The organism is Halomonas sp. HG01 (assembly GCF_000968715.2).
GTDB classification, from domain to species: Bacteria; Pseudomonadota; Gammaproteobacteria; order Pseudomonadales; family Halomonadaceae; genus Halomonas; species Halomonas halophila.
Map to the genome: position 1 here is coordinate 919790 of NZ_CP022134.1, position 25651 is coordinate 945440.

Annotated in this window: 24 protein-coding genes, 1 rRNA gene and 1 other annotated feature; of the genes, 18 read left to right on the forward strand and 7 right to left on the reverse strand. The window is 65.2% G+C overall.

All coding sequences use genetic code 11. The annotated features are described in order from the left end of the window. The 4 genes from UN84_RS04200 (at nucleotide 1) to UN84_RS04215 (ending at nucleotide 2631) form a co-directional block, all read left to right on the forward strand. On the forward strand, nucleotides 1–438 hold the full coding sequence (locus UN84_RS04200; RefSeq protein ID WP_052052323.1) for a GspH/FimT family pseudopilin: 438 nt from the start codon (nucleotides 1–3) through the stop codon (nucleotides 436–438). Between the two features lie 5 nt (nucleotides 439–443). Continuing rightward, a complete protein-coding gene (gene pilV / locus UN84_RS17380; protein WP_237022358.1) occupies nucleotides 444–863 on the forward strand; it encodes a type IV pilus modification protein PilV in 420 nt (139 codons plus the stop codon). Then, nucleotides 860–1411, forward strand: a complete 552-nt coding sequence (locus UN84_RS04210; RefSeq protein WP_082090789.1) for a PilW family protein — start codon at nucleotides 860–862, stop codon at nucleotides 1409–1411. The genes pilV and UN84_RS04210 overlap by 4 nt, the downstream gene beginning before the upstream one ends. 71 nt (nucleotides 1412–1482) lie before the next feature. Beyond that, nucleotides 1483–2631 carry a pilus assembly PilX N-terminal domain-containing protein gene (locus UN84_RS04215; RefSeq protein WP_152662813.1) on the forward strand — a complete coding sequence of 383 codons (1149 nt, stop codon included), beginning with the start codon at nucleotides 1483–1485 and terminating at the stop codon, nucleotides 2629–2631. 68 nt (nucleotides 2632–2699) lie between these two features. On the opposite strand, the gene UN84_RS04220 is transcribed toward UN84_RS04215, so the two are convergent. Further along, nucleotides 2700–3263 (reverse strand): GspH/FimT family pseudopilin, encoded by a 564-nt coding sequence (locus UN84_RS04220; protein ID WP_052052324.1) that lies wholly within the window; start codon nucleotides 3261–3263, stop codon nucleotides 2700–2702. A gap of 98 nt (nucleotides 3264–3361) precedes the next feature. Between UN84_RS04220 and thiO the strand changes: the two genes are divergently transcribed. After that, the gene (thiO, locus tag UN84_RS04225) at nucleotides 3362–4465 is read left to right on the forward strand and encodes a glycine oxidase ThiO (protein ID WP_046077757.1); all 1104 of its coding nucleotides are present in this window, start codon (nucleotides 3362–3364) and stop codon (nucleotides 4463–4465) included. A 40-nt stretch (nucleotides 4466–4505) separates the two neighbouring features. Here the strand turns inward: thiO and UN84_RS04230 are convergent, their stop codons facing one another. Then, nucleotides 4506–4763, reverse strand: a complete 258-nt coding sequence (locus UN84_RS04230; protein WP_035592837.1) for a PP0621 family protein — start codon at nucleotides 4761–4763, stop codon at nucleotides 4506–4508. A 99-nt stretch (nucleotides 4764–4862) separates the two neighbouring features. Between UN84_RS04230 and UN84_RS04235 the strand changes: the two genes are divergently transcribed. After that, on the forward strand, nucleotides 4863–6494 hold the full coding sequence (locus tag UN84_RS04235; protein WP_046077756.1) for an NAD+ synthase: 1632 nt from the start codon (nucleotides 4863–4865) through the stop codon (nucleotides 6492–6494). Nucleotides 6495–6608: 114 nt separating this feature from the next. Here UN84_RS04235 and UN84_RS04240 read toward each other — a convergent pair whose 3' ends face one another. Beyond that, entirely contained in the window at nucleotides 6609–7418 is an 810-nt protein-coding gene (locus UN84_RS04240) for an outer membrane protein assembly factor BamD (protein WP_035592839.1), read from the reverse strand. A 150-nt stretch (nucleotides 7419–7568) separates the two neighbouring features. Here UN84_RS04240 and rluD point away from each other — a divergent pair, with 150 nt between their 5' ends. The 3 genes from rluD (at nucleotide 7569) to clpB (ending at nucleotide 12049) form a co-directional block, all read left to right on the forward strand. After that, nucleotides 7569–8528, forward strand: coding sequence for a 23S rRNA pseudouridine(1911/1915/1917) synthase RluD (gene rluD / locus UN84_RS04245; protein WP_046077814.1), 960 nt, complete (start codon nucleotides 7569–7571; stop codon nucleotides 8526–8528). A 10-nt stretch (nucleotides 8529–8538) separates the two neighbouring features. Continuing rightward, nucleotides 8539–9294: a peptidoglycan editing factor PgeF gene (gene pgeF / locus UN84_RS04250; RefSeq protein ID WP_035592840.1), complete on the forward strand. Its 756-nt coding sequence runs from the start codon at nucleotides 8539–8541 to the stop codon at nucleotides 9292–9294. Between the two features lie 172 nt (nucleotides 9295–9466). Further along, nucleotides 9467–12049: an ATP-dependent chaperone ClpB gene (clpB, locus tag UN84_RS04255; protein WP_046077754.1), complete on the forward strand. Its 2583-nt coding sequence runs from the start codon at nucleotides 9467–9469 to the stop codon at nucleotides 12047–12049. Nucleotides 12050–12139: 90 nt separating this feature from the next. On the opposite strand, the gene UN84_RS04260 is transcribed toward clpB, so the two are convergent. Then, nucleotides 12140–13678: a sugar porter family MFS transporter gene (locus tag UN84_RS04260; protein WP_336885254.1), complete on the reverse strand. Its 1539-nt coding sequence runs from the start codon at nucleotides 13676–13678 to the stop codon at nucleotides 12140–12142. Nucleotides 13679–14091: 413 nt separating this feature from the next. Here UN84_RS04260 and UN84_RS04265 point away from each other — a divergent pair, with 413 nt between their 5' ends. Further along, nucleotides 14092–15816 carry an acetolactate synthase 3 large subunit gene (locus UN84_RS04265; protein WP_035592843.1) on the forward strand — a complete coding sequence of 575 codons (1725 nt, stop codon included), beginning with the start codon at nucleotides 14092–14094 and terminating at the stop codon, nucleotides 15814–15816. Next, a complete protein-coding gene (gene ilvN, locus UN84_RS04270; protein WP_035592844.1) occupies nucleotides 15816–16307 on the forward strand; it encodes an acetolactate synthase small subunit in 492 nt (163 codons plus the stop codon). Before UN84_RS04265 ends, ilvN begins: the two co-directional genes overlap by 1 nt. Before the next feature lie 68 nt (nucleotides 16308–16375). Here ilvN and ilvY read toward each other — a convergent pair whose 3' ends face one another. Continuing rightward, nucleotides 16376–17266, reverse strand: coding sequence for an HTH-type transcriptional activator IlvY (gene ilvY, locus UN84_RS04275; protein ID WP_046077752.1), 891 nt, complete (start codon nucleotides 17264–17266; stop codon nucleotides 16376–16378). A gap of 192 nt (nucleotides 17267–17458) precedes the next feature. Between ilvY and ilvC the strand changes: the two genes are divergently transcribed. The 6 genes from ilvC to rlmM all read left to right on the forward strand — a co-directional run bounded on the left by ilvC (nucleotide 17459) and on the right by rlmM (nucleotide 24225). Further along, a complete protein-coding gene (gene ilvC / locus UN84_RS04280) occupies nucleotides 17459–18475 on the forward strand; it encodes a ketol-acid reductoisomerase (RefSeq protein WP_035592846.1) in 1017 nt (338 codons plus the stop codon). Between the two features lie 129 nt (nucleotides 18476–18604). Then, nucleotides 18605–19441 carry a CDP-diacylglycerol--serine O-phosphatidyltransferase gene (gene pssA / locus UN84_RS04285; RefSeq protein ID WP_046077751.1) on the forward strand — a complete coding sequence of 279 codons (837 nt, stop codon included), beginning with the start codon at nucleotides 18605–18607 and terminating at the stop codon, nucleotides 19439–19441. Between the two features lie 680 nt (nucleotides 19442–20121). Continuing rightward, nucleotides 20122–20363 (forward strand) — a sequence feature (23S ribosomal RNA rRNA prediction is too short). Between the two features lie 102 nt (nucleotides 20364–20465). Then, nucleotides 20466–20580: ribosomal RNA gene (gene rrf / locus UN84_RS04290) — 5S ribosomal RNA — on the forward strand. Nucleotides 20581–20940: 360 nt separating this feature from the next. After that, entirely contained in the window at nucleotides 20941–22518 is a 1578-nt protein-coding gene (locus UN84_RS04295; protein ID WP_046077823.1) for a BCCT family transporter, read from the forward strand. A 139-nt stretch (nucleotides 22519–22657) separates the two neighbouring features. Next, entirely contained in the window at nucleotides 22658–23110 is a 453-nt protein-coding gene (locus UN84_RS04300; protein ID WP_046077824.1) for a DUF2721 domain-containing protein, read from the forward strand. A gap of 47 nt (nucleotides 23111–23157) precedes the next feature. Beyond that, nucleotides 23158–24225: a 23S rRNA (cytidine(2498)-2'-O)-methyltransferase RlmM gene (gene rlmM / locus UN84_RS04305; protein WP_046077825.1), complete on the forward strand. Its 1068-nt coding sequence runs from the start codon at nucleotides 23158–23160 to the stop codon at nucleotides 24223–24225. Between the two features lie 4 nt (nucleotides 24226–24229). On the opposite strand, the gene UN84_RS04310 is transcribed toward rlmM, so the two are convergent. Continuing rightward, on the reverse strand, nucleotides 24230–24517 hold the full coding sequence (locus UN84_RS04310; protein ID WP_035593068.1) for an antibiotic biosynthesis monooxygenase family protein: 288 nt from the start codon (nucleotides 24515–24517) through the stop codon (nucleotides 24230–24232). Nucleotides 24518–24562: 45 nt separating this feature from the next. On the opposite strand from UN84_RS04310, the gene tusA reads away from it, so the two are divergent. After that, nucleotides 24563–24814, forward strand: a complete 252-nt coding sequence (gene tusA, locus UN84_RS04315) for a sulfurtransferase TusA (protein WP_035593066.1) — start codon at nucleotides 24563–24565, stop codon at nucleotides 24812–24814. 28 nt (nucleotides 24815–24842) lie between these two features. Here tusA and UN84_RS04320 read toward each other — a convergent pair whose 3' ends face one another. Continuing rightward, nucleotides 24843–25559, reverse strand: a complete 717-nt coding sequence (locus UN84_RS04320; protein WP_046077826.1) for a hypothetical protein — start codon at nucleotides 25557–25559, stop codon at nucleotides 24843–24845. Between the last annotated feature and the right edge of the window lie 92 nt (nucleotides 25560–25651).

The following is a 25651-nucleotide window of genomic DNA, read 5'->3' on the forward strand; positions in this document are numbered from 1 at the left end:
ATGAAGCGTGCCTCTGGATTCACCCTGATCGAGCTTCTGGTCACCATCGCAGTGGCCATGATACTGGCGACCGTCGCGATCCCGGATTTCCAGCGCATGATGGCCGCGAGCCGGGTGTCTTCGGAATACAATGAAGTACTTGTCGGCCTCAACTACGCCAGGAGTGAAGCGATAAAACGTCGTGAAGACGTGACGTTCACGGTGACGCAGGCCACTCCCTGGCGGTATGGCGTGGTGGATGGCAGCGTCCTGCGCCAACGCAGCGGTGAAGACACACGCACGGCGTTATCCGAGGGCTTTTCCGTGACCTTCGGGCCGCTAGGGAAGCCGACGGGGGGCTGCGCATCGGGGTGCACGCTATTCTTGAGCAACACTTACTCGGATGTCAGGAGCCGCGCGATCAGTATCAGCCCAATGGGACGGGTCGGGGAGGCATGATGCCAGTGGCAACGTCCGTACAGCGTGGCTTCTCCCTGCTCGAGGCGCTGATCGCCCTGCTGGTGCTTTCCATCGGCCTGCTGGGTGTGGCAGGTATGCAGCTCAAGGCCTTGCAAGGCGCTCATGCAGCCTACCAGCGTTCCATCGCCAGCCTGGCGGCGCAGGATGCACAGGAGAGACTGTGGGCCGAGATGGCCGAAGAGAAAGAGTTGTCATGCCCTTCCGAGAGTGTGGTCAATGGGCACGAAGCGGGTTGGCATGATCAGTGGTCCACTTTTCTTCCAGGGTTGAGCAACACCCCTGTCAATGGCCATGGCGAATGCGAATTCGACATCGATATTGCCTGGGCGGAGGAAAGATTCTCTTCCGAGGGGCCTCCTGCATTCGAGTATCGTGTCAGGCTTCCAGGTCGGGTGGTGCCATGAAGCATAGCCGCGGCTTTTCTCTTGTCGAACTGATGGTGGCTATGGTGATTGGCCTGGTCATCATCCTGGGGGCCGGCCAACTGTTCCTGACGGTGTTTCAGACCCAGCGCCAGGTGGAGGCGCTCGGTGAAAAGCAGGCGGCGGTGAACTTCGCCGTCGATTCGCTGTTGAGAGACATCAGGCGCGCCTGCTGGAACAAGGCGGCTGCCAGTGAAACGATGAACGGGGACAGTCTGACTCTGACCCTGCCCGATGGTGGCGATTGCGAATCGGGAAGCGTGCGCGATGTCACTTATCGTCTGGGGGACATGGCGGGTGAGGCGGGCCATGGTTACGCCCTGACGATCGATAAAAACGACGGGGCTGGTGCCCAGGAAGTGGTGAGCGGCCTGACGAATAATGGGTTCCGCGTCGCCTCTGCAGGGGATTATGGCGTGACGGTCATGCTGGAGCTTGTTCCGGCAGGGCAGGATGGGGCACCGGATACGTTACGTTTCCTTGCCGTCAATAGAACAGAGGCCGTCAGGCATGCTTCTGGTTCTGACTGAATAGAGTGAGGCAATATGAGTCACGTCATCGGAATATCAGAACGCCGCTCAACATCCGTCCAGGTGTGGAAATGAAAAGAGAAAAAGGCGCCGCTCTACTTGTCGTTCTCTCGCTGCTGACGGTGTCGCTGATGATGGGGCTTTCCAGCATGCAGTCATCGTTGATCGACGAGCGGCTGGCAGGTAATTACAAGGCGGCGGCTCAGGCGAAAATGGGGGCGGAGCAAGCCGCTTCAGCAGGTCTTAGGTCTATTGGTAGTGCTGACTGGGTGAACCTTTCTAGTCTCTCTTCCTCTGATGTTACAGATCTGAGGTGGGACGACGTGAAAGAAAAGGGTGATGGCGAATGCCAAGCGCCCTTACATTGTTACTATCGGTATGTGGTTGACGGCGAAGATAGATATATTGTCGCGATGGGCCGAATAGGTGATGGGGTGGCAGCATTAAGTGATTTGGTCCTCGTTGAGGTTACAGAAGGTGACGACGGTATTATTTCAGGTGTGGAAGCAGCGCTTTCTTGTGTTCAATATGAGGGCCGTCCGTGCTCCTTTTCTCCGGGCAATGGGAAGTCTGGTCCTTCTGTTGATGGTACGGATAGGGTGACGGATGGCAAGACGCAAGGAAGTCATCAGCCTGATGTCAATCCGCAGGGAAGCGATGTTGCGGCCATCCTTATGGCTAATGGCGGGACGGTAAGTGAGCAGCAAGGGAATGGTAATAAAAACGCAGTCGTTGGTGACGAGATCTATTCTTCATCGTCTTATGATAATTATGTTGGCCGGCTGAGTGAGACATGGGAAAAGGCAGAGGAAAGAATCGCTTTAGACATTGCCAATGCCTTGTCGGTCGCAAGGTCGAGCGGTAAGCCTGATTATGTCTACTATGCTGGGCCGGGTGAGACGGTTTCTCCGGGGAGTGATGAAGGGGTGGTTGTTCTTGAGGGTGGCGTTTTGGACCTGGATGGGAAAGACAAGTTCGTGGGTCTTGTGGTGATCTCGACCGCTATCGATGATGAAGGCAATCGAATTGCAGGAAGTATATCCTCCGGTGGCACCTCTACCATAGTGGGTGCAGTCTTGGGTGAGGGGTTCTCTTATGGTGGAGGAGGGAATCCGAGTATATTTTACAGCTCTGACGCAATAGCGGATTATGTGGGTTGGAAGGGAGATGAAGAAAGTGTTGGCGTGAGAGGTGGGTTTGTTGTTGAGAACTGGCGATAGGCAGCATTTTGGGTGAATTCACATGGGGCGATTTTTTATCGCTTTTATAACTTTTTAATTCGTCAAGCTCAGCACTGAGGCCGCCGGGAATCGACGCGAACCCGACCAACGTTATTGACGATGACCCTGGCGCCCTCTTCGTGCCGCCCGCAGAGACGAAAGGTACCGTTATACCCCGATGATCGGCCCAGTGCCGCATAGCGCACCGGACGGTTATCGTTGCGGTAGGTCAGCGACGGCAGGCGGCTCTCGTCGAAGCTGCGCAGCAGAGCATCACCGGGTTCGCCGCGCCCTTCGAAGATGGCCAGTGTGGCCAGCCAGGCTTTTCCGTCGGCGTTGTTGTCGATCCGGCATTGGGTCATGTCGACGGTGGGGCAGAGGGTCACGGTACTGCGCCGGGTAATGGCGGCGCTGCGCGTCATGGCGAGTGCTGACTTTAGCCGCATCACCTCGGCGGCCACTTCATTTCGCGCCATCATCCGCTGAAAGCCGGGCACGGCCACGGTGGCCATGATCACCAGCACCGCCAGCGCCACCAGCAGCTCGATCAGCGTGAAGCCCCTGGCGGCGGGCTTTGCCAAGTTACGCGGCTTGTCGGTAAGGTAGCGTTCTTCGGCGGCGTCGGGTGCCATGTGGTCCCCCTTGGCAAAGTCTCGGCTTTCTTGGCGGTCTCGTCTTAACTATTGGCCGGACGTCGTACTCCTACTGTCAGTCAATTCGGACACGCCTCGTGAGCGATTTCCTCGTCGTGGGCGGTGGCGTCATCGGCATGATGACGACCCTGCAACTGGCCGATGCCGGCCATTCGGTGACCCTTCTCGAGCGCGGCCGCTGCGGCCGCGAGGCCTCCTGGGCCGGTGGCGGCATCGTCTCGCCGCTCTATCCCTGGCGCCACTCGGCGCCCGTCTCCCGCCTTGCCACCTGGTCGGAGGGCTTCTATCCCGAGCTGGCCCTGCGGCTCTTCGAGGAAACCGGCGTCGATCCGGAATATCGTCAGAAGGGCCTGCTCTACCTGCGGGTCGATGACGAGGCCCAGGCCGAGCGCTGGGCGCGTGAGGTGGGCAAACCGCTGGAGCGGGTCTCGGCCGATTTCCTCTATGCCAAGGAGCCACAGGCTGCGCCGGGCTTCGATGATGCGCTGTGGATGCCGACCCTCGGCAGCATCCGCAATCCTCGCCTGGGCCAGGCGCTGCGCTGCCGGCTCGAGGCCATGCCTCGCGTCACGCTGCGAGAGGGCAGCGAGGTCACGGGCTTCCGGCAGTCGGCGGCGCGGGTCACGGGCGTCGAGACCGCGGACGGCATCGTCGAGGGCGATCACACGATCGTCTGCGGCGGCGCCTGGGCGGCGGAACTGCTCGAGCGGGTCTGGATGGCGCTGCCGGTGCGCCCGGTGAAGGGGCAGATGATCCTGTTCGAGGCGCCGCCGGGGCTGGTGAATCGCGTGGCACTGATGGACGGACGCTATGTGATTCCGCGGGCCGACGGCCGGGTGCTGGCCGGCTCGACCCTCGAGGAGACCGGTTTCGACAAGACCACGGACGCCGAGGCGAAGGCCTCGTTGCGCGCGTCGGCGATCGGCATCGTGCCGGCGCTGGCCGAGTGCGAGGTGGAGCATCACTGGGCGGGGCTGCGCCCGGGATCGCCGGACGGCGTGCCGTTCATCGGCGCGGTGCCGGGGCTGGAGGGTCTCCACGTCAATGCCGGCCACTACCGTAACGGGCTGGTGCTGGCGCCGGCCTCGACGCACCTGCTGGTCGACGCGCTGCTGGGGCGCGAGCCGATACTCGATCCGGTGCCGTACCGTCTCGAAGGCCGGGTGACATCGAGGCGGTAACGAAGAGCGCGGTGCGGTCGAAGAGAGGAGGGCGGCGCCGTCAGTCCTCGCGCCGGCGCTCCTCCAGATACTTGTCGCGGTGGTCGGTGGAGCAGAACCACTCGCCCTTCTCGCGCAGGGCGTCGTTTTCCGGCAGGTGCACCTGACACCAGGCGCAGCGGACCATCTGTCCGCCCTGATGGCTCGCCTGGTCGGCGTCTTCCCGGTCGAGTTTCCATTCGCGGTACATGCGATAGAGCTTGAGGCCGGCGAAGAACAGCACGGCGAAGATGATCAGGCGGATCAGCAAGAGGTTCATCCTTAAGCGCTCCCTGTAGCGTGTCGGCCGCCTTTGCCACTCGACCGCCCTTGCGGGACAATGCGAGTATCCAAGGATTCTCGAGAGATTTCTACGCCCATGCAAGACCTGACGCTGGTGATGGCTCAGCTGGACCCCCTGGTGGGGGACATTCCCGGCAACACCGACCGGGCCATCGAGACGGTTCGCGAGGCGCGCATCGAGCATGGTGCCGATATCGTGGTGCTGCCCGAGCTGTTCCTGACTGGCTATCCGCCGGAGGACCTGCTGCTGCGCCCTTCCATGGAAACGCGGCTGCGCGAGGCCCGGGCACGGATGGCCGAGAAGATGTCCCGTGACGTGATGGTGATCGTCGGCTATCCCGGGCGCCGCGAGGGGCAGACCTGGAACCTGGCCGGCGTGCTCTACAACGGCGAGTGGCTCGACGAATACGCCAAGCAGGCGCTGCCCAACTACCAGGTGTTCGACGAGCAGCGTTACTTCGCGGTCGGCACCCGGCCGCTGGTGATCGAGCACAAGGGCGCCAGGCTCGGCATCCTGATCTGCGAGGATGTCTGGGCCGAGGCGCCGGTGCAGCAGGCACGGGACGCCGGGGCCGAGATCCTGGTCACCCTCAACGCTTCGCCCTTCCATCAGGACAAGCCCGCCGAGCGTCTGGCGCTGCTCGAGCAGCGCGCCCGCGAGGCGTCGCTGCCGATCGTCTATGTCAACCAGATCGGTGGCCAGGACGAGCTGGTGTTCGACGGCGGCTCGGCCTGTGTCGACGCCGACGGCCAGCTGCGCGTTCAGGCGCCGCACTGGGCGGTGGGGCTGATGCCGGTACAGTTCGTGCGCGAGCAGGAGCGCTGGGTGCCCCAGGCCGGGGAGGTCGACGAGTCGGTCGAGCCCGAGGAGGACCTCTACTGCGCGCTGGTCACCGGACTGCGCGACTACGTCAACAAGAGCGGCTTCAAGGGTGTGGTGCTGGGCCTGTCCGGCGGCATCGACTCGGCGCTGTCGCTGGCCATCGCGGTGGACGCGCTGGGGCCGCAGCGGGTGCACGCGGTGATGATGCCGTACCACTATACCGCCGACATTTCCAAGCAGGACGCCGCCGAGCAGGCCGAGCTGCTGGGCGTCGACTACGAGGTGATGCCGATCGAGCCGATGGTCGAGTCCTTCATGTCGACCCTGGCTGAGAGTTTCGCCGGCACCGAGCGCGACACCACCGAGGAGAACCTGCAGTCGCGCTGCCGCGGCGTGCTGCTGATGGCAATCTCCAACAAGAAGGGCCTGATGGTGCTGACCACCGGCAACAAGAGCGAGATGGCGGTCGGCTACGCCACCCTCTACGGCGACATGGTGGGCGGCTACAACGCCATCAAGGACGTCTACAAGACCTGGGTCTACCGCCTGGCGCGGTGGCGCAACACCCAGGCGCCGGCGATTCCCGAGCGGGTCATCGAGCGTCCGCCGTCCGCCGAGCTGGCGCCGGACCAGCAGGACAGCGATTCGCTGCCGGACTATGACGTCCTGGACGCTATCCTGGTGCGCTACATCGAGGGCGACATGAGTGCCGAGGCGATCATCGACGCCGGCTTCGAGCGCGACGATGTCTATCAGGTGGTGAAACTGGTCGACCGCTGCGAGTACAAGCGTCGCCAGGCGCCGGTGGGCGTGCGCGTCACCCGTCGCGGCTTCGGCCGCGACCGCCGCTATCCCATCGTCAACGGCTGGCAGCCCGGCGAGTGAGCTGAGCCGCCCGAGGGCGGCGACCCGCATGAAGGTGACATGAAAAAGCGGCGCTGCCATTGGCAGCGCCGCTTTTCGTCGTCGGTTGATCGCCCGCGAGGAGCGTTACCCGGGTCAGGCGGTGATCGGGGCCGCGTCGACGTACTGCGGGTCGAAGGTGCGGCCGTCGAGGCGCTCGTGGTCCGGGGCGTTGTCGATCAGCACCCGCAGGGTCTCGCGGGCCCGCTCGGTCATGTCGAGGCCCAGATAGCCCTCGACCATGGTCGCCAGGGCGTCACGGGTGGCCTGCGCCTCGGGGTAGTGCTCGATGACCCAGCGGCCACGCTCGACGGCCGCCAGGTAGGCGCCCTTGCGCAGGTAGAAGTCGGCCACCTGCAGCTCGTGGCGGGCCAGCACGTTGCGCAGGTAGACGATGCGCTGCTGGGCATCCGGCGCATATTGGCTGTCGGGGAAGCGCTGGACCAGCTCGCGGAAGTCGGAATAGGCGTCGCGGGTGGCGCCCAGGTCGCGCTTGGAGATGTCGATCAGCCGCAGCCCTTCGAGGCTGAAGCGCCCGGCCTGCCAGGCGGAGAGACCGCGCAGGTAGTAGGCGTAGTCGACTTGGGGATGGTCCGGGTGCAGGCGGATGAAACGGCTGGCCGCGGCCCGCGCCTTCTCCCAGTCGTCGGTCTGGTAGTAGGCGTAGATCAGTTCCAGCTGGGCCTGCTCGGCGGTATCGCCGAACGGGAAGCGGGTGTCGATGGCTTCGAGCCGGTTGATGGCGGTGGTAAAGCGTCCGCCCTCCAGCGCCGAGCGTCCCTCGTCGTACAGCTGGCGTTCCTGCAGGTCAGGCGCCTCCTGCTCCTGAGAACTGGCACAGCCGGCCAGCAGGGCACTCGCCAGCAGCATGACGGCCAGGCGGGGTCCGGTCGTGATAACGCGCATCGTGATCCTCGTGTCAAACAACCCTGGGTGGCCGTGCTAGAATCGGCCCGAATTCGCCCACTATAAAGCACCTCGTGGCAAAACGCAGTCACCGCGCCGAGCGTGCTGCCGCGGAGCGCTCCACCGCCCAGACGGATGATCATCGAGTCCATGTCCCAGACCTTCGAAGCCCAGCACCGCGTCCCCGAGCACATGGCCGGCCTGCGCCTCGACCAGGCCGCCGCCGACCTCTTCTCCGACTTCTCCCGGGAACGCCTCAAGGCCTGGATCAAGGAGGGCGCGCTGACCCTGGACGGCCGTCCCGCCAAGCCTCGCGACAAGGTCTACGGCGGCGAGGCCGTGGCGCTGACCGCGACGGTCGAGGACGATGCCCGCTTCGAGCCCGAGGACATCCCGCTGGACGTGGTGTACGAGGACGACGAGGTGCTGGTGATCAACAAGTCGCCCGGCCTGGTGGTGCACCCGGCCGCCGGCAATCCCGATGGCACCCTGCTCAACGGCCTGCTGCATCACTGTCCCGCGCTGGCGGCGGTGCCGCGGGCCGGCATCGTGCATCGCCTGGACAAGGACACCAGCGGGCTGATGGTGGTGGCCAAGACCCTGGGCGCCCAGACCGCGCTGGTGGAGCAGCTCCAGGCGCGTACCGTGTCCCGCGAGTACGACGCCGTCTCGGTCGGGGTAATGACCTCCGGCGGCAAGGTGGACGCGGCCATCGGCCGTCACCCCAAGGACCGCAAGCGCCAGGCGGTGACCGCCTCCGGCAAGCCGGCGGTGACGCACTATCGGGTGGTCGAGCGTTTCCGCGCCCACACCCACGTGCGCTGCAAGCTGGAGACCGGCCGCACCCACCAGATCCGCGTGCACCTGGCGCACCTGCACTATCCGCTGATCGGCGACCCGGTCTACGGCGGGCGCCTCAAGCTGCCGGCCGGCGCCGGCGAGACGCTCAAGGAGGTACTGCGCGAGTTCCCCCGCCAGGCGCTGCACGCCCGCAAGCTGGCCTTCGTGCACCCGACCAGCGGCGAGACGCTGACCTTTCGCGCGGCCCTGCCGGATGACATGCTGATGCTGCTGGACTTCCTGCGCGAAGACCGCGAGACCCGCCGCTAAGGAAACCGCGATGAGCGATGCCCTCGACCTGCGCCCGACCCTGATTCGCCCCGACTGGCCGGCGCCGCCCTCGGTGGCGGCCTGCGTTACTACCCGCGAGACCGGGCCCAGTCAAGGGCGCTTCGCCGCCTTCAATCCGGCGCAGCACGTCGGCGACAACGCTGCCCACGTGGCACTGTGCCGCCGCCAGCTGCAGAAGGAAGTCGGCGACGACCGGCCGCTGCTGTGGCTCGATCAGGCCCACGGCGCCCGGGTGCAGTCGGAATACCTCGAGACCCCGCCCGAGGCCGATGCCTCGGTGGCCCTCGACCGTGGTCATGCCTGCGTGGTGCTGACCGCCGACTGCCTGCCGGTGTTCTTCTGCGACCGCGACGGCCAGCGGGTCGGCGTGGCCCACGCCGGCTGGCGCGGCCTGGCCGGCGGCGTGCTCGAGGCCACGGTGGCCGCCATGGGCGCGCCGCCCGAGTCGCTGATGGCCTGGCTGGGGCCGGCGATCTCCAACGCCCAGTTTGAGGTCGGGCGCGAGGTGCGCGAGGCCTTCGTCGCCGTGCAGCCCGATGCCGCCGAGGCCTTCGTGCCGAGCCCCTATCGGTTGGGCCACTACATGGCCGACCTGTACAAGCTGGCGCGCCTGCGCCTGGAACGGCTGGGACTGTCCCATATCAGCGGCGGCCACTTCTGCACCGCCTGCGAATCCCGTTTCTATTCCTACCGCCGTGACGACGGCGTCACCGGCCGCATGGCCAGCATGATCTGGCTGCGCTGAGTTACCCGCGGCGAGAGCGCCTCGCTCCTTGATGCATATCAACCCTCCGGCGTTTCCTCCGGCGGCCGACTTGAAAGCCGGCCATCCTGACGCCACTTAAGATGTCAAGACTCATGACATTGGGACAGGCGGCGCGTCCGAATCGCGCCGCTACCCCGACGGAGGAAACGCTATGCGAATCGACAAGTTCACCGCCAAGCTGCAGAACGCCGTGGCCGATGCCCAGTCGCTGGCCGTGGGCCACGGTCATAACCAGCTCGAGCCCGGCCACCTGCTGCTGGCGCTGCTCGATGCCAGCGATACTGGCGTCAAGGCGCTGGTGCAGAAGGCCGGCGGCGACGCCGCCAGGCTGCGCGACGGCCTGGTCGGCCATCTCGACGACCTGCCCAAGGTCGGCGATTTCGACGGTGAGGTGCAGCCGTCCCGCGACCTGATGAAGCTGTTCAACCTCACCGACCGCGAGGCCCAGAAGCGCGGCGACCAGTACATCGCCAGCGAGCTGGTGCTGCTGGCCGCGCTGGAGATGCGCCATGCGGTGAGCAAGCTGCTTGGCCAGGCGGGTGTGAGCCGCAAGGCGCTGGAGACCGCCATCGACAGCGTGCGCGGCGGCGAGAAGGTCAGTGATCCCAACGCCGAGGAGAGCCGCGAGGCGCTGGAGAAGTACACCCTGGACCTCACCGAGCGGGCGTCCAGCGGCAAGCTCGACCCGGTGATCGGCCGCGACGACGAGATCCGCCGCACCGTGCAGGTGCTGCAGCGCCGGACCAAGAACAACCCGGTGCTGATCGGCGAGCCCGGCGTCGGCAAGACCGCCATCGTCGAGGGCCTGGCCCAGCGCATCGTCGACGGCGAGGTGCCCGAGGGCCTCAAGGACAAGCGCGTGCTGTCGCTGGACATGGGCGCGCTCCTGGCCGGGGCCAAGTTCCGCGGCGAGTTCGAGGAGCGCCTCAAGGCGGTGCTCAAGGAGCTGGCCCAGGAGGAGGGCCGGATCATCCTGTTCATCGACGAGCTGCACACCATGGTCGGTGCCGGTAAGGCCGAGGGCGCCATGGACGCCGGCAACATGCTCAAGCCGGCGCTGGCGCGCGGCGAGCTGCACTGCGTGGGCGCCACCACCCTCGACGAGTACCGTCAGCACATCGAGAAGGATGCCGCCCTGGAGCGCCGCTTCCAGAAGGTGCTGGTCGACGAGCCGAGCGAGGAAGACACCGTGGCTATCCTGCGCGGCCTCAAGGAGCGCTACGAGGTGCACCACGGCGTCGATATCACCGACGGCGCCATCATCGCCGCGGCCAAGCTGTCGACCCGCTACATCACCGACCGCCAGCTGCCGGACAAGGCCATCGACCTGATCGATGAGGCCTGCTCGCGGATCCGCATGGAGCTCGACTCCAAGCCCGAGGAGATGGACCGCCTCGACCGCCGGCTGATCCAGCTCAAGATGGAGCGTGAACACCTCAAGAGGGAGACCGACGAGGCCTCCAAGAAGCGCCTCGACAGCCTCGAGGAGCAGATCGAGGAGCTCGAGCGCGAGTACGCCGATCTCGATGAGATCTGGAAGGCCGAGAAGGCCAGCATCCAGGGCGCGGCCCAGTTCAAGGACGAGCTCGACAAGGCCCGTATCGACCTCGAGCAGGCGCGCCGCCAGGGCGACCTGGGGCGGATGTCCGAGCTGCAGTACGGGGTGATTCCCGAGCTCGAGCAGAAGATCGCCGAGTCCAGTGACGCCGAGGCCGATACCGCCAAGCACCAGCTGCTGCGCTCCAACGTCACCGAGGAGGAGATCGCCGAGGTGGTGTCGCGCTGGACCGGCATTCCGGTGTCCAAGATGCTCGAGGGCGAGCGCGACAAGCTGCTGCGCATGGAGGAGGCGCTGCACGAGCGGGTCATCGGCCAGGACGAGGCGGTGACTGCGGTGGCCAACGCCGTGCGCCGCTCCCGGGCCGGGCTCGCCGACCCGAACCGCCCCAACGGCTCCTTCCTGTTCCTCGGCCCGACCGGGGTGGGCAAGACCGAGCTGTGCAAGTCGCTGGCCGGTTTCCTGTTCGACACCGAGGAAGCCATGGTGCGCATCGACATGTCCGAGTTCATGGAGAAGCACTCCGTGGCCCGGCTGATCGGCGCGCCCCCCGGCTACGTCGGCTACGAGGAGGGCGGCTACCTGACCGAGGCGGTGCGCCGCAAGCCCTACTCGGTGCTGCTGCTCGACGAGGTCGAGAAGGCCCACGCCGACGTCTTCAACATCCTGCTGCAGGTGCTCGAGGACGGTCGCCTGACCGACGGCCAGGGCCGCACGGTGGACTTCCGCAACACCGTGATCGTGATGACCTCCAACCTCGGCTCCGAGATCATCCAGGGCATGGGCGGCGACGACAGCGGCTACGCGCAGATGAAGTCCGCGGTGATGGACGTGGTCGGCACCCACTTCCGCCCCGAGCTGATCAACCGCATCGACGAGGTGGTGGTGTTCCACGCCCTGCGTCAGGAGCAGATCCAGGCCATCGCCGCCATCCAGCTCGAGCGCCTGCGCGGGCGGCTGGCCGAGCACGACCTGTCGCTCGAGGTCTCCGACGCGGCCATGGCGCAGCTGGCCGAGGTCGGCTTCGATCCGGTGTTCGGCGCGCGGCCGCTGAAGCGGGCGATCCAGAACCGCCTCGAGAATCCGCTGGCCCAGGACCTGCTGGCCGGGGCGTTCTCGCCCGGCGATGTCATTCGCGTCGAGGCCGAGGGCGACCGCCTGGTGTTCCAGAGCTGAGGCGTTACACGCCCTGAAACGAGACCGCCCGCGCCGAAAGGCGCGGGCGGTTTTCTTTTGCCGGGCCGCCTGCTCGGCGGCAGCCTCGCGTCAGGCGCGCTGGGGGGCGGCGCTCGAGGCCTCGCGCTTGCCCTGCGGCTCGCGCACCAGGCGCTTCTGCAGCTCCTCGAGGGAGACGCCCTTGGTCTCCGGCATCAGGAACATCACGAACACCAGCTGCAGGGCCATCATCACGGCGAAGAAGGCGAACACCGGGCCGCCGCTGAAGGTGCCGAGCACCCACGGCATCAGCAGCGCGATCAGCGCCGCGCACACCCAGTGCACCGAGCTGCCGAACGACTGGCCGCGGGCGCGCACGTGGTTGGGGAACACCTCGGAGATGAACACCCAGATGATCGCCCCCTGGCTCATGGCGTGGGCGGCGATGAACAGGCCCAGCAGCAGCGGCACGTCCAGCCCGCCGAGCTCGCCGCTGAAGAAGGCGCGCGAGATCAGCACCAGCGAGACCAGATAGCCGGCCGAGCCGATGTAGAGCAGGGTGCGGCGCCCCAGGCGATCGATCAGCGCCATGCCGAGCATGGTGAACACCAGGTTGACCAGGCCGATGCCGGCGGTGGAGAGCAGGGCGGTGTTGGCGCCGAGCTCGGCGGCCTCGAGCACCCGCGGGGCATAGTAGATGATGAAGTTGATGCCCGAGAGCTGGTTGAAGAAGGCGATCAGGAAGGCCAGCAGGATCGGCAGCCGGTAGCGGCCGGAGAAGAAGCCGGCGTGGGCGCGCTCCTCGCTGTCCTCGGCGGCCTGGATCTCGGCGATCTGGGCGTCGACGTCGGCGGCGGGATCGAGGCGCAGCAGCACCTCGCGGGCGCCCTGGGTGTCGCCGCGATGCAGGATCAGCCAGCGCGGGCTGCGCGGCACCCGGCTGATCAGCAGGGTGTAGAGCAGCGCCGGCACGATCTCGATGCCGAGCATCCAGCGCCAGGCGTTGGTCTCGAACAGCCCACCCACCACGTAGTTGGAGATGAAGGCCATCAGGATGCCGAACACCACGTTGAACTGGTACAGCGCGACCAGGGTGCCGCGGTGCTTGGCCGGGGCGATCTCGGAGATGTAGGTCGGGGCGGCCACCGAGGAGATGCCGACGCCGATGCCGCCCAGCAGGCGGAACAGCGAGAACCAGTAGGGATCGGTGGCCAGCGCCGAGCCGATCGCGGACACCAGGTAGAGCATGCCGATCAGCAGCAGGGTGGCGCGGCGGCCCAGGCGGTCGGTCGGCCAGTTGCCGCCGATGGCGCCGATCACGGTGCCCCACAGGGCCATGGACATGATCAGCAGGCCGTGCTGGAGGTCGCTGAGCCCCCAGAGCGCCTGGATGGGCTGGTCGGCGCCCGAGATGACCGCGGTGTCGAAGCCGAACAGGAAGCCGGCCAGGGCCACGGTGATGGACCACTGCACGATGCGTGACATGGGCGTCTCCTCGGTGAGGCGGTGTTCTGAATGTGGATGAATCGATTCATCTTGCGGGCGTCGCCTCGTCGGCGTGACGAGGAAACGGAAGGGCGCTCGAGAAAGGTGAATCGTGTCAGCTGGCGTCATTAAAGCAGCAACGCCAGACGGTCGCGAGTCGGTCATTTTAGACTTTCGTCTTAAACGATGGCGAGAGCGGGGCGCGGAAACGCCGAAATGCGCCGATCGGCGCCTGCCGGTGCGGGCGGCGGTTGACACTTTTCGGACGCTATTGGAATCTTGACCCTTCCTGATTATCGGGCGCGGACTCCAGCGGGCGACCCCCGATTTCCGTGCGAAGGGTAGGCCGCCTGGCCTCTACCCGCCGAAGGACTTCCGGGTCCGGGCTAACCGCCCGGCCTGGCCAACGCCCCGACGCGGTGATCCGCCGTGATTAGAGTGCTGGCCCTAACCGGGCCTCAATACGCCAGGGTTTGGCATCAGGTGCCGGCGAGACCGGCAGCGGCATACCGCCGCACTCGACCCCGTGCCCGACGAGGGCGCGGATCGCACTCGAGACCTCCAGGGGAGAAACATCAGTGGAACTGCTTTCCGGCGCGGACATGATCGCCCGCTTCCTGCAAGACGAGGGCGTCGAATACATCTACGGCTATCCCGGCGGCGCTGCGCTACACATCTATGACGCCCTGTTCCGCCAGGACAAGGTCAAGCACATCCTGGTGCGCCACGAACAGGCCGCGACCCACGCCGCCGACGGCTATGCCCGGGCCTCCGGCAAGCCGGGCGTGGTGCTGGTCACCTCCGGTCCCGGCGCCACCAACGCGGTGACCGGCATCGCCACCGCCTACATGGACTCGATTCCCATGGTGGTGCTGTGCGGCCAGGTGATGAGCCACCTGATCGGCGACGACGCCTTCCAGGAAACCGACATCGTCGGCGTGACCCGGCCGATCGTGAAGCACAGCTTCTCGGTCAAGCACCCGAGCGAGATTCCGGAAGTCCTCAAGAAGGCCTTCTATCTGGCGTCCACCGGGCGGCCCGGCCCGGTGGTGGTGGACATTCCCAAGGACATGACCGCCCCCACCGAGCGCTACGAGTACGTCTATCCGAAGAAGGTCAAGCTGCGCTCCTACAACCCGGTGACGCGCGGCCATACCGGCCAGATCAAGAAGGCCGTGGAGCTGATGCTCAAGGCGCGCCGGCCGGTCTTCTACACCGGCGGCGGGGTGGTGACCGGCGAGGCCAGCGAGGGGCTGACCGATCTGGTCAAGCGACTCGGCTTCCCGATCACCACCACCCTGATGGGCATCGGCGCCTTCCCGCAGAGCGATGACCAGTGCCTCGGCTGGCTGGGCATGCACGGCTCCTACGAGTCCAACATGGCCATGCACCACGCCGACCTGATCATCGCCATCGGGGCGCGCTTCGACGACCGGGTGACCAACAACACCTCCAAGTTCTGCCCCACGGCCAAGATCGTCCACGTCGACATCGATCCGAGCTCGATCTCCAAGACGGTGCGTGCCGACGTGCCGATCGTGGGACCGGCCGGCAGCGTGATCAACGAGATGATCAGCCTGCTGCAGGGCCGCGAGATCGCCAGCCCCGAGGCGCTCACCGAGTGGTGGCAGACCATCGACGGCTGGCGCGAGGAGCGCCGCGGCAAGCTCTACGAGCCGTCCGCCGAGGGCGAGGTGCTCAAGCCCCAGGAAGTCATCGAGGCGGTGTGCCGCGCGACCCGCGGCCAGGCCTACGTGACCACCGACGTGGGGCAGCACCAGATGTTCGCCGCCCAGTACTACAAGTTCGACAAGCCCAACCGCTTCGTCACCTCCGGCGGGCTCGGCACCATGGGCTTCGGCTTCCCGGCGGCCATGGGCATCAAGCAGAACTTCCCCGACGAGCAGGTGGTCTGCTTCACCGGTGAGGGCAGCTTCCAGATGATGATGCAGGAGCTCTCCACCTGTAAGCAGTTCGGTGGCGGGGTGAAGATCATCAACCTCAACAATGCCTCGCTCGGCATGGTGCGCCAGTGGCAGGACCTGAACTACAAGTCCCGCCATGCGCATTCCTACATGGAGTCGCTGCCCGATTTCCAGAAACTGATCGAGTCCTATGGCTTCACCGCCCTGAAGGTGCAGACGAAAGAGGAACTCGAGTCGGCGTTGGAGAAGACCTTCGCCGACAACGACGAGCTGGTGTTCCTCGACGTCGCCGTGGACCCCCACGAGCACGTCTATCCGATGCAGGTGCCTCTGGGCTCCATGCGTGACATGCTGCTTTCCAAGACGGAGCGGACCTGATGCGCCATATCATCTCGATTCTGATGGAAAACGAACCGGGCGCCCTGTCTCGCGTGGTGGGGCTGTTTTCCCAGCGCAACTTCAACATCGAAACTCTCAACGTGGCCCCCACCGACGACGAGACGCTGTCGCGTCTGACCGTGACCACCATCGGCGACGATCGAGTGATCGAGCAGATCACCAAGCATCTCAACAAGCTGGTGGACGTGGTCAAGCTGGTGGACCTGACCGAGGGCAGCCACATCGAGCGCGAGCTGATGCTGGTCAAGGTGAAGGCGCTGGGCGCGGCGCGGGACGAGGTGAAGCGCACCGTGGACATCTTCCGCGCGCAGATCGTCGACGTGACGCCGAGCCAGTACACCGTCCAGATCACCGGCGACGCCAGCAAGCTGGACGCCTTCCTCGAGGCGATGTCCCCGGTGGGGCTGCTCGAGGTGGCGCGCACGGGGGTGTCGGGGATCGCCCGTGGCGACAAGGTCCTGTCGCTGTAATTTCGAGCTGATCCGCCCGATCGAAGAAGCCGCCCTACGGGGCGGCTTTCTCGTGTCTGGAAGGAGCGTCAGCCGTGCTCCTCGACCTCGGCCCACAGGGCGTGGATCAGCGGGCTCTTCAGCCGGCGGTTGAGTACGCACAGTCCGACGTCGTAGTGGGGCAGCTCCGGCTTCACCGGCAGCACCCGGACTCGCTCGGCCAGCGGGCTCGCCTCCAGCACGATGCCCGGCACCACGCCGACGCCGAAGCCCAGGCTGACCATGCTGACGATGGCCTCGTGGCCCGAGACCTGGGCGTAGATGCGCGGCTTGAGGCCCAGCGCCCGGAACCAGGTGTCGCTGACCTCCCGCGACAGCCCCGATTCCGAGAGGATCATCGGCACGTCCCGCCACTGCTCGGGGCGGGACGCCTCCGGTGAGGCCGGGATCCATGACTGAGGCTCCCTCGGGGCGATGAACACCAGCGGCGAGCGGGTCAGCGACTTGAAGGCCAGGGCCTCGGGCAGTCGACGCGGCCTCAGGGTGATCGCCATGTCCTCGTTGCCGGCCAGTACTCTTGGCATCGACTGGGCGGGGTCGCCGGTGTGCAGCTTGAGCTCGATGCCCGGGTGGCGGGTGCGGAACTCGCTGAGCAGGTCGTAGAGGAAGCTGTAGCTGGCGGTCACCGAGCAGTAGATGCTGATTTCCCCCGTCAGCGCCTGGGCCTCGCTCATCATCGACTGGCGCAGCCGTTCCCATTCCTCCAGGGCGTCCCGGGCATAGTCGTGGAACTGATGGCCCTGGCGGGTCAGCGTCACGTGGCGGTTGTCGCGCTCGAAGAGGCGCACGCCGAGGCTTTCCTCCAGCTGGCGGATCGACCGCGAGAGGGTGGAGGGACTGACGTGGCAGGCCTCGCTGGCACGGCCGAAGTGCAGGGTGTCGGCCAGGGCGAGGAAGTGCTTCAGGGGGCGCATGTCCATGGGCTGAGTATTTCACATTTCGGGATATGACATTGCAAATATAGCGTTTTACGCAATGAAGTGCCTGGCGTAGAGTCGATGCATCGACCGGGCACGCAGACCCGGGGCCTGACGCCCAGCGCCGCGACAAGACGGCGCGGGTGGCCATCAACGCTGACACCTCTTTCTCATACTCGTTTTCAGGAGCCTCACATGCGCGTTTATTACGACAAGGACTGCGATCTCTCCCTCATCCAGGGCAAGCAGGTGGCCATCGTGGGTTATGGCTCCCAGGGTCACGCTCACGCCAACAACCTGAAGGAGTCCGGTGTCGACGTCGTCGTCGCGCTGCGTGAAGGTTCCTCCTCCGCCGCCAAGGCCGAGGCCGCCGGTCTCAAGGTCGCTTCCGTCGAAGAGGCCTCCAGGGCCGCCGACGTGGTGATGGTGCTGGCGCCGGACGAGAATCAGAAGGCCATCTACGAGCAGCAGATCGAGCCGAACCTGAAGCAGGGCGCGACCCTGGCCTTCGCTCACGGCTTCAACATCCACTACAACCAGATCGTGCCGCGCGCCGACCTCGACGTGATCATGATCGCGCCGAAGGCCCCGGGCCACACCGTGCGCTCCGAGTTCGTCAAGGGCGGCGGTATCCCCGACCTGATCGCCATCCATCAGGACGCCACCGGCAGCGCCAAGGAACTCGCGCTGTCCTACGCGGCGGGCGTCGGCGGCGGCCGTACCGGCATCATCGAGACCACCTTCCGCGACGAGACCGAGACCGACCTGTTCGGCGAGCAGGCGGTGCTGTGTGGCGGTGCGGTCGAGCTGGTCAAGGCTGGCTTCGAGACCCTGACCGAGGCAGGCTATGCCCCGGAAATGGCCTACTTCGAGTGCCTGCACGAGCTCAAGCTGATCGTCGACCTGATGTACGAGGGCGGCATCGCCAACATGAACTACTCCATCTCCAACAACGCGGAGTATGGCGAGTACGTCACCGGCGGTGAGGTCATCAACGACCAGTCCCGCGAAGCCATGCGCAACGCTCTCAAGCGCATCCAGACCGGCGAGTATGCCAAGATGTTCATCAACGAGGGTGAGACCAACTACCCGTCGATGACCGCGCGTCGCCGTCTGAACGCCGAGCATCCGATCGAGCAGGTCGGCGAGAAGCTGCGCGGCATGATGCCGTGGATCGCCGCCAACCAGCTGGTCGACAAGTCCAAGAACTGATCGGGCGTCATCGATAGCAGCCGAAGCGAGGGCGCGGGAAACCGCGCCCTCGTTTGCGTTCATGGGCAATGAGTCCCGCCGGGCTCTATGTGTAGAATGGAGCCAACCCCAGTCGCAACGGATGACACCATGAGTCAGGACCCCAGCAATCGCGAGCCTCAGACCCCGCCGCCACACGACGACGATGATCTGGCCAAGACCTTCCTGCGTGAGTCGGAAGTGGTCGAGGAGGCGTTGGAGGATGGCAAGAAGGTCCGCCGCAAGGGGATCTACCTGCTGCCCAACCTGTTCACCACCTCGGCGCTGTTCTCCGGCTTCTTCGCCGTGGTGGCCGCCATCAACGGCGATTTCACCTCGGCTTCCATCGCCATCTTCATCGCCATGGTGCTTGACGGCCTGGACGGGCGGGTGGCGCGCCTGACCAATACCCAGAGCGCCTTCGGCGCCGAGTTCGACTCGCTGTCCGACATGCTGTCCTTCGGCGTGGCGCCCGGGCTCGTGGCCTTCACCTGGATCCTGCAGGACGTGGGCAAGACCGGTTGGGTGGTGGCCTTCCTCTATGTGGCCTGTGCCGCCCTGCGCCTGGCACGCTTCAACGTGCAGATCGGCAGCGTCGACAAACGCTGGTTCATCGGCCTGCCGAGCCCCTCCGCCGCGGCAGTGGTCGCCGCCAGCGTCTGGACCTTCCACAGCTTCGATGCCGATGCCTTCGGCTTCAAGCTGCTGATGCTGTTCCTGGTCGGTGCCGCCGGCGTGCTGATGGTCAGTAACGTTCGCTACTACAGCTTCAAGGACGTCGACCTCAAGGGGCCGGTGCCCTTCGTGGTGCTGCTGGCGATCGTGCTCGGTTTCGTGGTCATCTCCATCGAGCCGTCGGTGATGCTGCTGCTGCTGTTCGGCGCCTATGTCGCTTCCGGCCCGGTATGTGCTCTGCTGCGCAAGATGAAGAGCGGCGCCAAGGGCTGAATCGCGTTATCCTTGCCGGCCATGACGCCCGCCTCGTGCGGGCGTTGTTGTCTCTGGGCGCCGGGCCTTAATTATCCACAGGCGGTCGAGTGGGCAGGCGGGTGTGGATGGCTTTCTGCGGGTGCCGGTGCAGGTGAATGTCACGCCTTGTTCATCCCCTCGTCACGATTCGGCAAATAGTCCTTGCGTCGCCCTCGGGAAATCCGTAAAGTACGCATCCGCTGCCGGCGACGGGCAACGTTGCAGGCGGTGATGAGTGGCAGAAGCGCTTGTTTTTCTTGAGGTTTTTCGACGGATGTCGAAATCGCTCGATTGACAGGGTCAGCGGAATCGGTAAAATGCTCGCCACTCGCTACGGTAGCCCGCTGAGGGCTCGATCGGACCTCGCTTCACTCGCTGAAGACGAGCGCTCGGTCATCCGCTTCGCTCTCTCGAGAGCTTGAAGATCCCCGGTTGACACGACGCGCCGATCACGTAGAATACGCCTTCCTTGCGAGGCATTGGCCAGGCGGCCGGTAACGCAAGGTGCTCTTCTCCTTATTGAGTCGAGCTGCTCTTTAACAATCGATCAGATAATTCATGTGGGCGCTTGTCGGGATGTCGGTGACCAGTCACTAGATATCAAGACAAGCGACTCGTCAAAGAGACGTTTGAATCTTGAACCAGGTTTGGTTCCACCTTAGGAACTATCAAGCTTTTAACTGAAGAGTTTGATCATGGCTCAGATTGAACGCTGGCGGCAGGCCTAACACATGCNGGTCGGACGGGATAACCGCTGAAAGCATCTAAGCGGGAAGCCTCCTTCAAGATGAGATCTCCCCGAGGCCTCGAGCCTCCTGAAGGGCCCAGCGAGACGAGCTGGTTGATAGGTCGGGTGTGGAAGCGCTGCAAGGCGTTGAGCTAACCGATACTAATGGCCCGTGAGGCTTGACCATATAACACCCAAGTGGTCTGTGACTGACAACAGACGACGGCGGATACGCGAGAGACGATCTCGTCAGCATGATTCGCATTGCCTTTTTCGCCTGACGACCATAGCGTGCGGGAACCACCTGATCCCATGCCGAACTCAGCAGTGAAACCGCTCAGCGCCGATGGTAGTGTGGGAGTTCCCATGCGAGAGTAGGTCATCGTCAGGCACTTATACCGAGAAAACCCCGAGCCCAAAAGGCTCGGGGTTTTTCTTGTTGTCCCGTTTGCTCCGATGAGCGCTCCCCGCCTTTCCGCCAAACGCATGTCGGCGCCGAGATATTGCCTCTTCACCGGAAAGGCCGTCGACATCCCGGTTCATCGCCATATGGCATCAACGTCTTCACGGGCGGCGATACGCTATCCACAGCCCCACCGCTCCAAGACGGGGCCAAACGTTCCACAAGCTCTTTTTCGATACATGTCCTTCGCTGAGAAGGCGTCTATCGCGCTTTCGGCATGACTGCCGACATACCCTGTTTCGATACACCACAAAGGAGAGAGCGGCCCACTTCGGCCGACAGCATTGCATGAGTGAATCTCAAGCCCACGCGACGAGTTCCACGCCTTCCGCCGTCAGGCGGCTGGGAGATCCGGTCGTGCTCGGCGTCAGCATCGGCTTCATCCTGGGCTTCATCGCCCTGTCGCTGTATGACGTCAACATGGTGGCCGACGGCATCGCCGCCGGTTTCGCCTGGACCGCCAGGACGCTGGGCAGCTATTTCCAATGGCTGCTGCTGCTGACCTTCCTGGTGGCGATGGGGCTGGTCTTTTCACCGGCGGCCAGCGCCAAGGTCGGTAACCTGGACGCGCCCGAGATGAGCACCTTCAAGTGGCTGTCGATCATCATGTGCACGCTGCTGGCCGGGGGAGGAGTGTTCTTCGCCGCGGGCGAGCCGGTCTATCACTTCGTGGTCACGCCACCGGCCTTCGACACCGAGGCCGGCACCGCCGAGGCGATCGCCGGCGCCCTGGCGCAGTCCTTCATGCACTGGGGCTTTCTGGCCTGGGCGGTGCTGGGCTCGCTGACCGCCGTGGTCCTGGCCCATGCTCACTACGTGCGCGGCCTTCCCCTGCAGCCACGCACCCTGCTGACCCCGGTGCTCGGCGAGCGCGTGATGCACGGCTGGTTCGGCGGCGTGGTGGATGGCCTGTGCGTGATCGCCGTGGTGGCGGGCACCGTGGGGCCGATCGGCTTCCTGGCGACCCAGGTGAGTTTCGGCCTGCACGAGCTGTTCGGGCTGCCGGAAGGCTATGGCACCCAGCTGGTGATCCTGATCGGCCTGGGCGCGGTCTACGTGAGTTCGGCCATGACCGGTGTCCATCGCGGCATCCAGTGGCTGAGCCGGTTCAACGTGATCCTGGCGCTGGTCATCGCGGCGGTCATCTTCCTGTTCGGCCCGACCCGGTTTCTGGTCAACGCCTTCACCCAGGGCTTCGGCGAGTATCTGAATGCGTTCTTCCCCATGGCCACCATGACCACCCAGACCGCGCCGGCCTGGTGGATGCAGTGGTGGACGGTGTTCTTCTTCGCCTGGTTCATCGGCTACGGCCCGCTGATGGCGATTTTCGTGGCGCGCATCTCCCGGGGCCGCACCATCCGGCAGATGATCCTGGCCGTGGCCGTCATGGCGCCCATCGCCACCACGATCTGGTTCACCCTGCTGGGGGGCTCGGGGATCCACTATCAGCTGACCGGAGCCATCGACCTCACCTCGGCGCTCAACGACTTTCAGTTCGACGTCGCCACCCTGACCGTGGCCCAGGCCTTGCCGGGCGGATCGCTGATGGCGCTGGCGATCCTGGTGCTGACGACCATCTTCGTCGCCACTACCGGCGATTCCATGAGCTACGCGATCTCGGTGGTCGGCGCCGGGCATGATGCGCCGAACGTCTTCGTGCGGGCCTTCTGGGGCATCGCCATGGCGCTGATGGCGGCGATTCTGCTGTACATGGGAGCCGGTCAGATCAGCGCGCTGCAGCAATTCATCGTCATCACCGCGATTCCGGTCTCGCTGGTGCTGCTGCCCTCGCTGTGGACGGGCCCCCAGGCGGCCATGGCCATGGCGAGGGAGCAGGGCATCGTCGCCGACCCGCGGCGTACCTGACGCTCGACGACACGCCTGCCGCCAGACGCATCGGCCCCCGCGCATCATCGCTCGGGGGCCGATTCGCTTTCAGGGGTCGGCCATGCGCCCTGGATGCCGTATAATGCGACTAAAGTCTAATAATGATGGAGTTCGTTTCTTGACGCTGACCACACCGGCCCTGCTGTTTCCGGCCATTTCCCTGCTGCTGCTGGCCTATACCAATCGCTTCCTGACCCTGGCACAGCTGATTCGCAAGCTCGCCGAGGAGGATCGGGATACCCACCATGAGGTGGCCGCCCGTCAGATCCTGATGCTGCGCAAGCGCATCACCCTGACCAAACGCATGCAGATGGCAGGGGTGTCGAGTTTCCTGCTGTGCACACTGTCGATGTTCGCGCTGTTCCTGTCGCTCACCCTGCTGGGCATGGTGCTGTTCGGCATCAGCCTGATCACGCTCTCGGTCTCGTTGTGCTTCTCCCTGTGGGAGGTGAAGATCTCGACCAACGCCTTGAACGTTCAGCTCCAGGACCTGGAAGTCCTCAATCGTCATCGCGCCTCCGGCGCGGCCGGCGAGCGTGACGACAGCGACGATACGCCGCGCGACTTGTGAGTCCAGCAGGGGCCCGGCTAGACTGTCGGGCCTTCACAGGAGGCCCCATGATCCCCCAGCAGCTGCTGTTCTATTGCCGCCCCGGCTTCGAGTCCGACCTGGCCGCCGAGATCGCCATCAAGGCGGCCGCCCTCGGCTGGCAGGGCTACCCCCTGGCCCAGCCCCAGTCCGGCCATGTCCGCTTCGTGCTGACCGACGAACGTCCCGCCAACGCCCTGCATCGCGATCTGCCACTGGCGTCGCTGGTCTTCGCCCGGCAGAGCCTGGTCGCCCTGGCGCCGCTGGAGGGGCTGTCCCGGGAAGATCGCCTCTCGCCGATCGTCGAGCAGGTGGTGGCCAGCGGCTGGAACTTCGAGTCGCTGTGGCAGGAAACGCCGGACACCAACGACGCCAAGGCGCTGGCCGGGCTGATCAAGGCGCTTCAGCGTCCGCTGGAATCGATCCTCAAGAAGCGTGGCGCCTTGCGCCGCAAGGCGGGCGGTCGACGCTTGCATCTGCTGTGGACCGACGGCGACCGGGTCCAGCTGGGCATGAGCTTCCCCGGTAACCGCAGCGAGCAGCCGGGTGGCATCCGCCGCCTGCGCTTTCCCCACGATGCGCCCAGCCGCTCGACCCTCAAGCTCGAGGAGGCCTGGCACGAATTCGTGCCGCGGGACCAGTGGGAGACGCGCCTGGCCGAGGGCATGCAGGCGGCGGATCTCGGCGCGGCACCGGGCGGCTGGACCTGGCAGCTGGTGCAGCGCGGCATGCAGGTCTATGCCATCGACAACGGCCCCATGGACCGCGGTCTGATGGCGACCGGACTGGTCGAGCACCTGCGCGAGGACGGTTTCGTCTGGGCCCCGCCGATGCGTCTGGACTGGCTGGTCTGTGACATCGTCGACAAACCGGCGAGGGTGATCGACATGTTCGAGCGCTGGCTGGTGAAGCGCTGGTGTCGCGAGGCGGTGTTCAACCTGAAGCTGCCGATGAAGCGGCGCTGGGAGGCGGTGTCGGAGGGACTGGCCCGTCTCGATCGCTCACTGGCGGAGGCAGGGGTGCACGCCGAGATCGCGTGCCGACACCTCTATCACGATCGCGAAGAGGTGACGGTCCACGTCCGGCTGCTCAACTGAGGCGTCAGTAGCTGAGGGTATAGAGGCGAATGCGTTCCTCCTCGGTGAGCAGCGGGTAGAGGTCCTGCATGACCCGGGCGCGCTGTTCGCTGTCGCGCCACTCCTGCCAGGCGCGCAGGTCGCGCCACTTGGTGATCACCATACGCCTGTCCTCATGCCCCATCTCGACCAGGCTTTCGCCGCCGCCGAAGCCCGGGGCCCCGAGCACCTGACGCATGGCTTCGCGGGCGACCTGCTCGTATTCTTCCTCCAGCCCGGGCATGATACGGCGCTCGATAATGATCTTGATCATCCCGCTATTCTCCCTTTCATTCCGTATTACGAGGCGAGGTCATCGATGGTTGATTCCCCGGACTCCCTGCCAACCTGCCAGGCCGAACTGGACACCACCGGGCTCTACTGCCCCGAGCCCATCATGCTGATGCACAACAAGGTGCGGGACATGGCGTCGGGCGAGGTGCTCAAGGTGGTGGCCAGCGATCCGGCAACCACCCGGGACGTACCCAAGTTCTGCAGCTTCCTGGGCCACGAGCTGCTGGCCCAGGAAGAGCGCGACGGCCACTACCTCTACTACATCCGCCTGGGCTGATCGTTCGGATCGGGCCCCGACGCTGCCCTCACGTCTCGTCGCCGCGCTCCGGCGTGTCGGGCATCACCATCAGCGCCAGGGCTTCCAGCGTCTCCGGATCCTCGCGCCGGATGCGATTGGCGATCTGACGTTGGAAGAAGTAGACCACCTGATGGCGGCTGTGGCCGGGATACAGACAGGCATCGCCCGGCAGGATCGGGGTCGTCTCGACGTAGCGTTCGTCGGCCAGCAGGGCCTCCACGGCGCCGTCGCTGTAGAGTCGCCAGCCGAACACCTGCTTGAGCTGCCAGGGCGTGTCGCCCTCGTCCATGCACAGGGCATGGGTGCCCTGGGTCTCGGGCAGCTGCTGGATCAGCGTCGGTGATTCGGTTTCTTCATAGTCGAAGTAGGCGGCGGCCTGCTCGAGCTCCAGCACCTTGTGCTCCGGCGGCAGCTCGAACAGCTCTTCGGTTTCCGGATCCCGGTAGCCGATGAAGTGGCCATGTTCCGGGTCGTCGAGCGCCTGGCAGGGCGTCAGGCGCTCCATCCAGGGCACGAGGCCGACGACGTCTCCGTCGTCACGCAGTCCCCAGGCGAGCAGGGGCATGCCGTAGTAGGCCTCGGGTTCGTCGGGCAGTTGATACACCATCTCCAGGCCATCGAGCTCGGGCGCGAGACGAATCAGGCGTTTGCGAGCCTGCTGGCGTTGGCGCATGGTCTCCAGGTCGATGACCCGGGCGGGGCGAGATGACAGCGGGATACCCATGAAGTCCCTCCAGCGGCGGCTTGATCACGGCATTGGCCCTCGGGCCGGTCGGCAGCGCACGACGTCACTGTCATCCCATCAATAGCACAGAC

Excerpts from the sequence above, each read along its gene's own strand:
- UN84_RS04200 (WP_052052323.1), top strand. The coding sequence starts at position 1 with ATGAAGCGTGCCTCTGGATTCACCCTGATCGAGCTTCTGGTCACCATC.
- UN84_RS04210 (WP_082090789.1), top strand. The coding sequence starts at position 860 with ATGAAGCATAGCCGCGGCTTTTCTCTTGTCGAACTGATGGTGGCTATG.
- UN84_RS04215 (WP_152662813.1), top strand. The coding sequence starts at position 1,483 with ATGAAAAGAGAAAAAGGCGCCGCTCTACTTGTCGTTCTCTCGCTGCTG.
- UN84_RS04220 (WP_052052324.1), bottom strand. The coding sequence starts at position 3,263 with ATGGCACCCGACGCCGCCGAAGAACGCTACCTTACCGACAAGCCGCGT.
- UN84_RS04230 (WP_035592837.1), bottom strand. The coding sequence starts at position 4,763 with ATGAACCTCTTGCTGATCCGCCTGATCATCTTCGCCGTGCTGTTCTTC.
- UN84_RS04235 (WP_046077756.1), top strand. The coding sequence starts at position 4,863 with ATGCAAGACCTGACGCTGGTGATGGCTCAGCTGGACCCCCTGGTGGGG.
- UN84_RS04240 (WP_035592839.1), bottom strand. The coding sequence starts at position 7,418 with ATGCGCGTTATCACGACCGGACCCCGCCTGGCCGTCATGCTGCTGGCG.
- rluD (WP_046077814.1), top strand. The coding sequence starts at position 7,569 with ATGTCCCAGACCTTCGAAGCCCAGCACCGCGTCCCCGAGCACATGGCC.
- pgeF (WP_035592840.1), top strand. The coding sequence starts at position 8,539 with ATGAGCGATGCCCTCGACCTGCGCCCGACCCTGATTCGCCCCGACTGG.
- clpB (WP_046077754.1), top strand. The coding sequence starts at position 9,467 with ATGCGAATCGACAAGTTCACCGCCAAGCTGCAGAACGCCGTGGCCGAT.
- UN84_RS04260 (WP_336885254.1), bottom strand. The coding sequence starts at position 13,678 with ATGACCGACTCGCGACCGTCTGGCGTTGCTGCTTTAATGACGCCAGCT.
- ilvN (WP_035592844.1), top strand. The coding sequence starts at position 15,816 with ATGCGCCATATCATCTCGATTCTGATGGAAAACGAACCGGGCGCCCTG.
- ilvY (WP_046077752.1), bottom strand. The coding sequence starts at position 17,266 with ATGGACATGCGCCCCCTGAAGCACTTCCTCGCCCTGGCCGACACCCTG.
- ilvC (WP_035592846.1), top strand. The coding sequence starts at position 17,459 with ATGCGCGTTTATTACGACAAGGACTGCGATCTCTCCCTCATCCAGGGC.
- pssA (WP_046077751.1), top strand. The coding sequence starts at position 18,605 with ATGAGTCAGGACCCCAGCAATCGCGAGCCTCAGACCCCGCCGCCACAC.
- UN84_RS04295 (WP_046077823.1), top strand. The coding sequence starts at position 20,941 with ATGAGTGAATCTCAAGCCCACGCGACGAGTTCCACGCCTTCCGCCGTC.
- rlmM (WP_046077825.1), top strand. The coding sequence starts at position 23,158 with ATGATCCCCCAGCAGCTGCTGTTCTATTGCCGCCCCGGCTTCGAGTCC.
- UN84_RS04310 (WP_035593068.1), bottom strand. The coding sequence starts at position 24,517 with ATGATCAAGATCATTATCGAGCGCCGTATCATGCCCGGGCTGGAGGAA.
- tusA (WP_035593066.1), top strand. The coding sequence starts at position 24,563 with ATGGTTGATTCCCCGGACTCCCTGCCAACCTGCCAGGCCGAACTGGAC.
- UN84_RS04320 (WP_046077826.1), bottom strand. The coding sequence starts at position 25,559 with ATGGGTATCCCGCTGTCATCTCGCCCCGCCCGGGTCATCGACCTGGAG.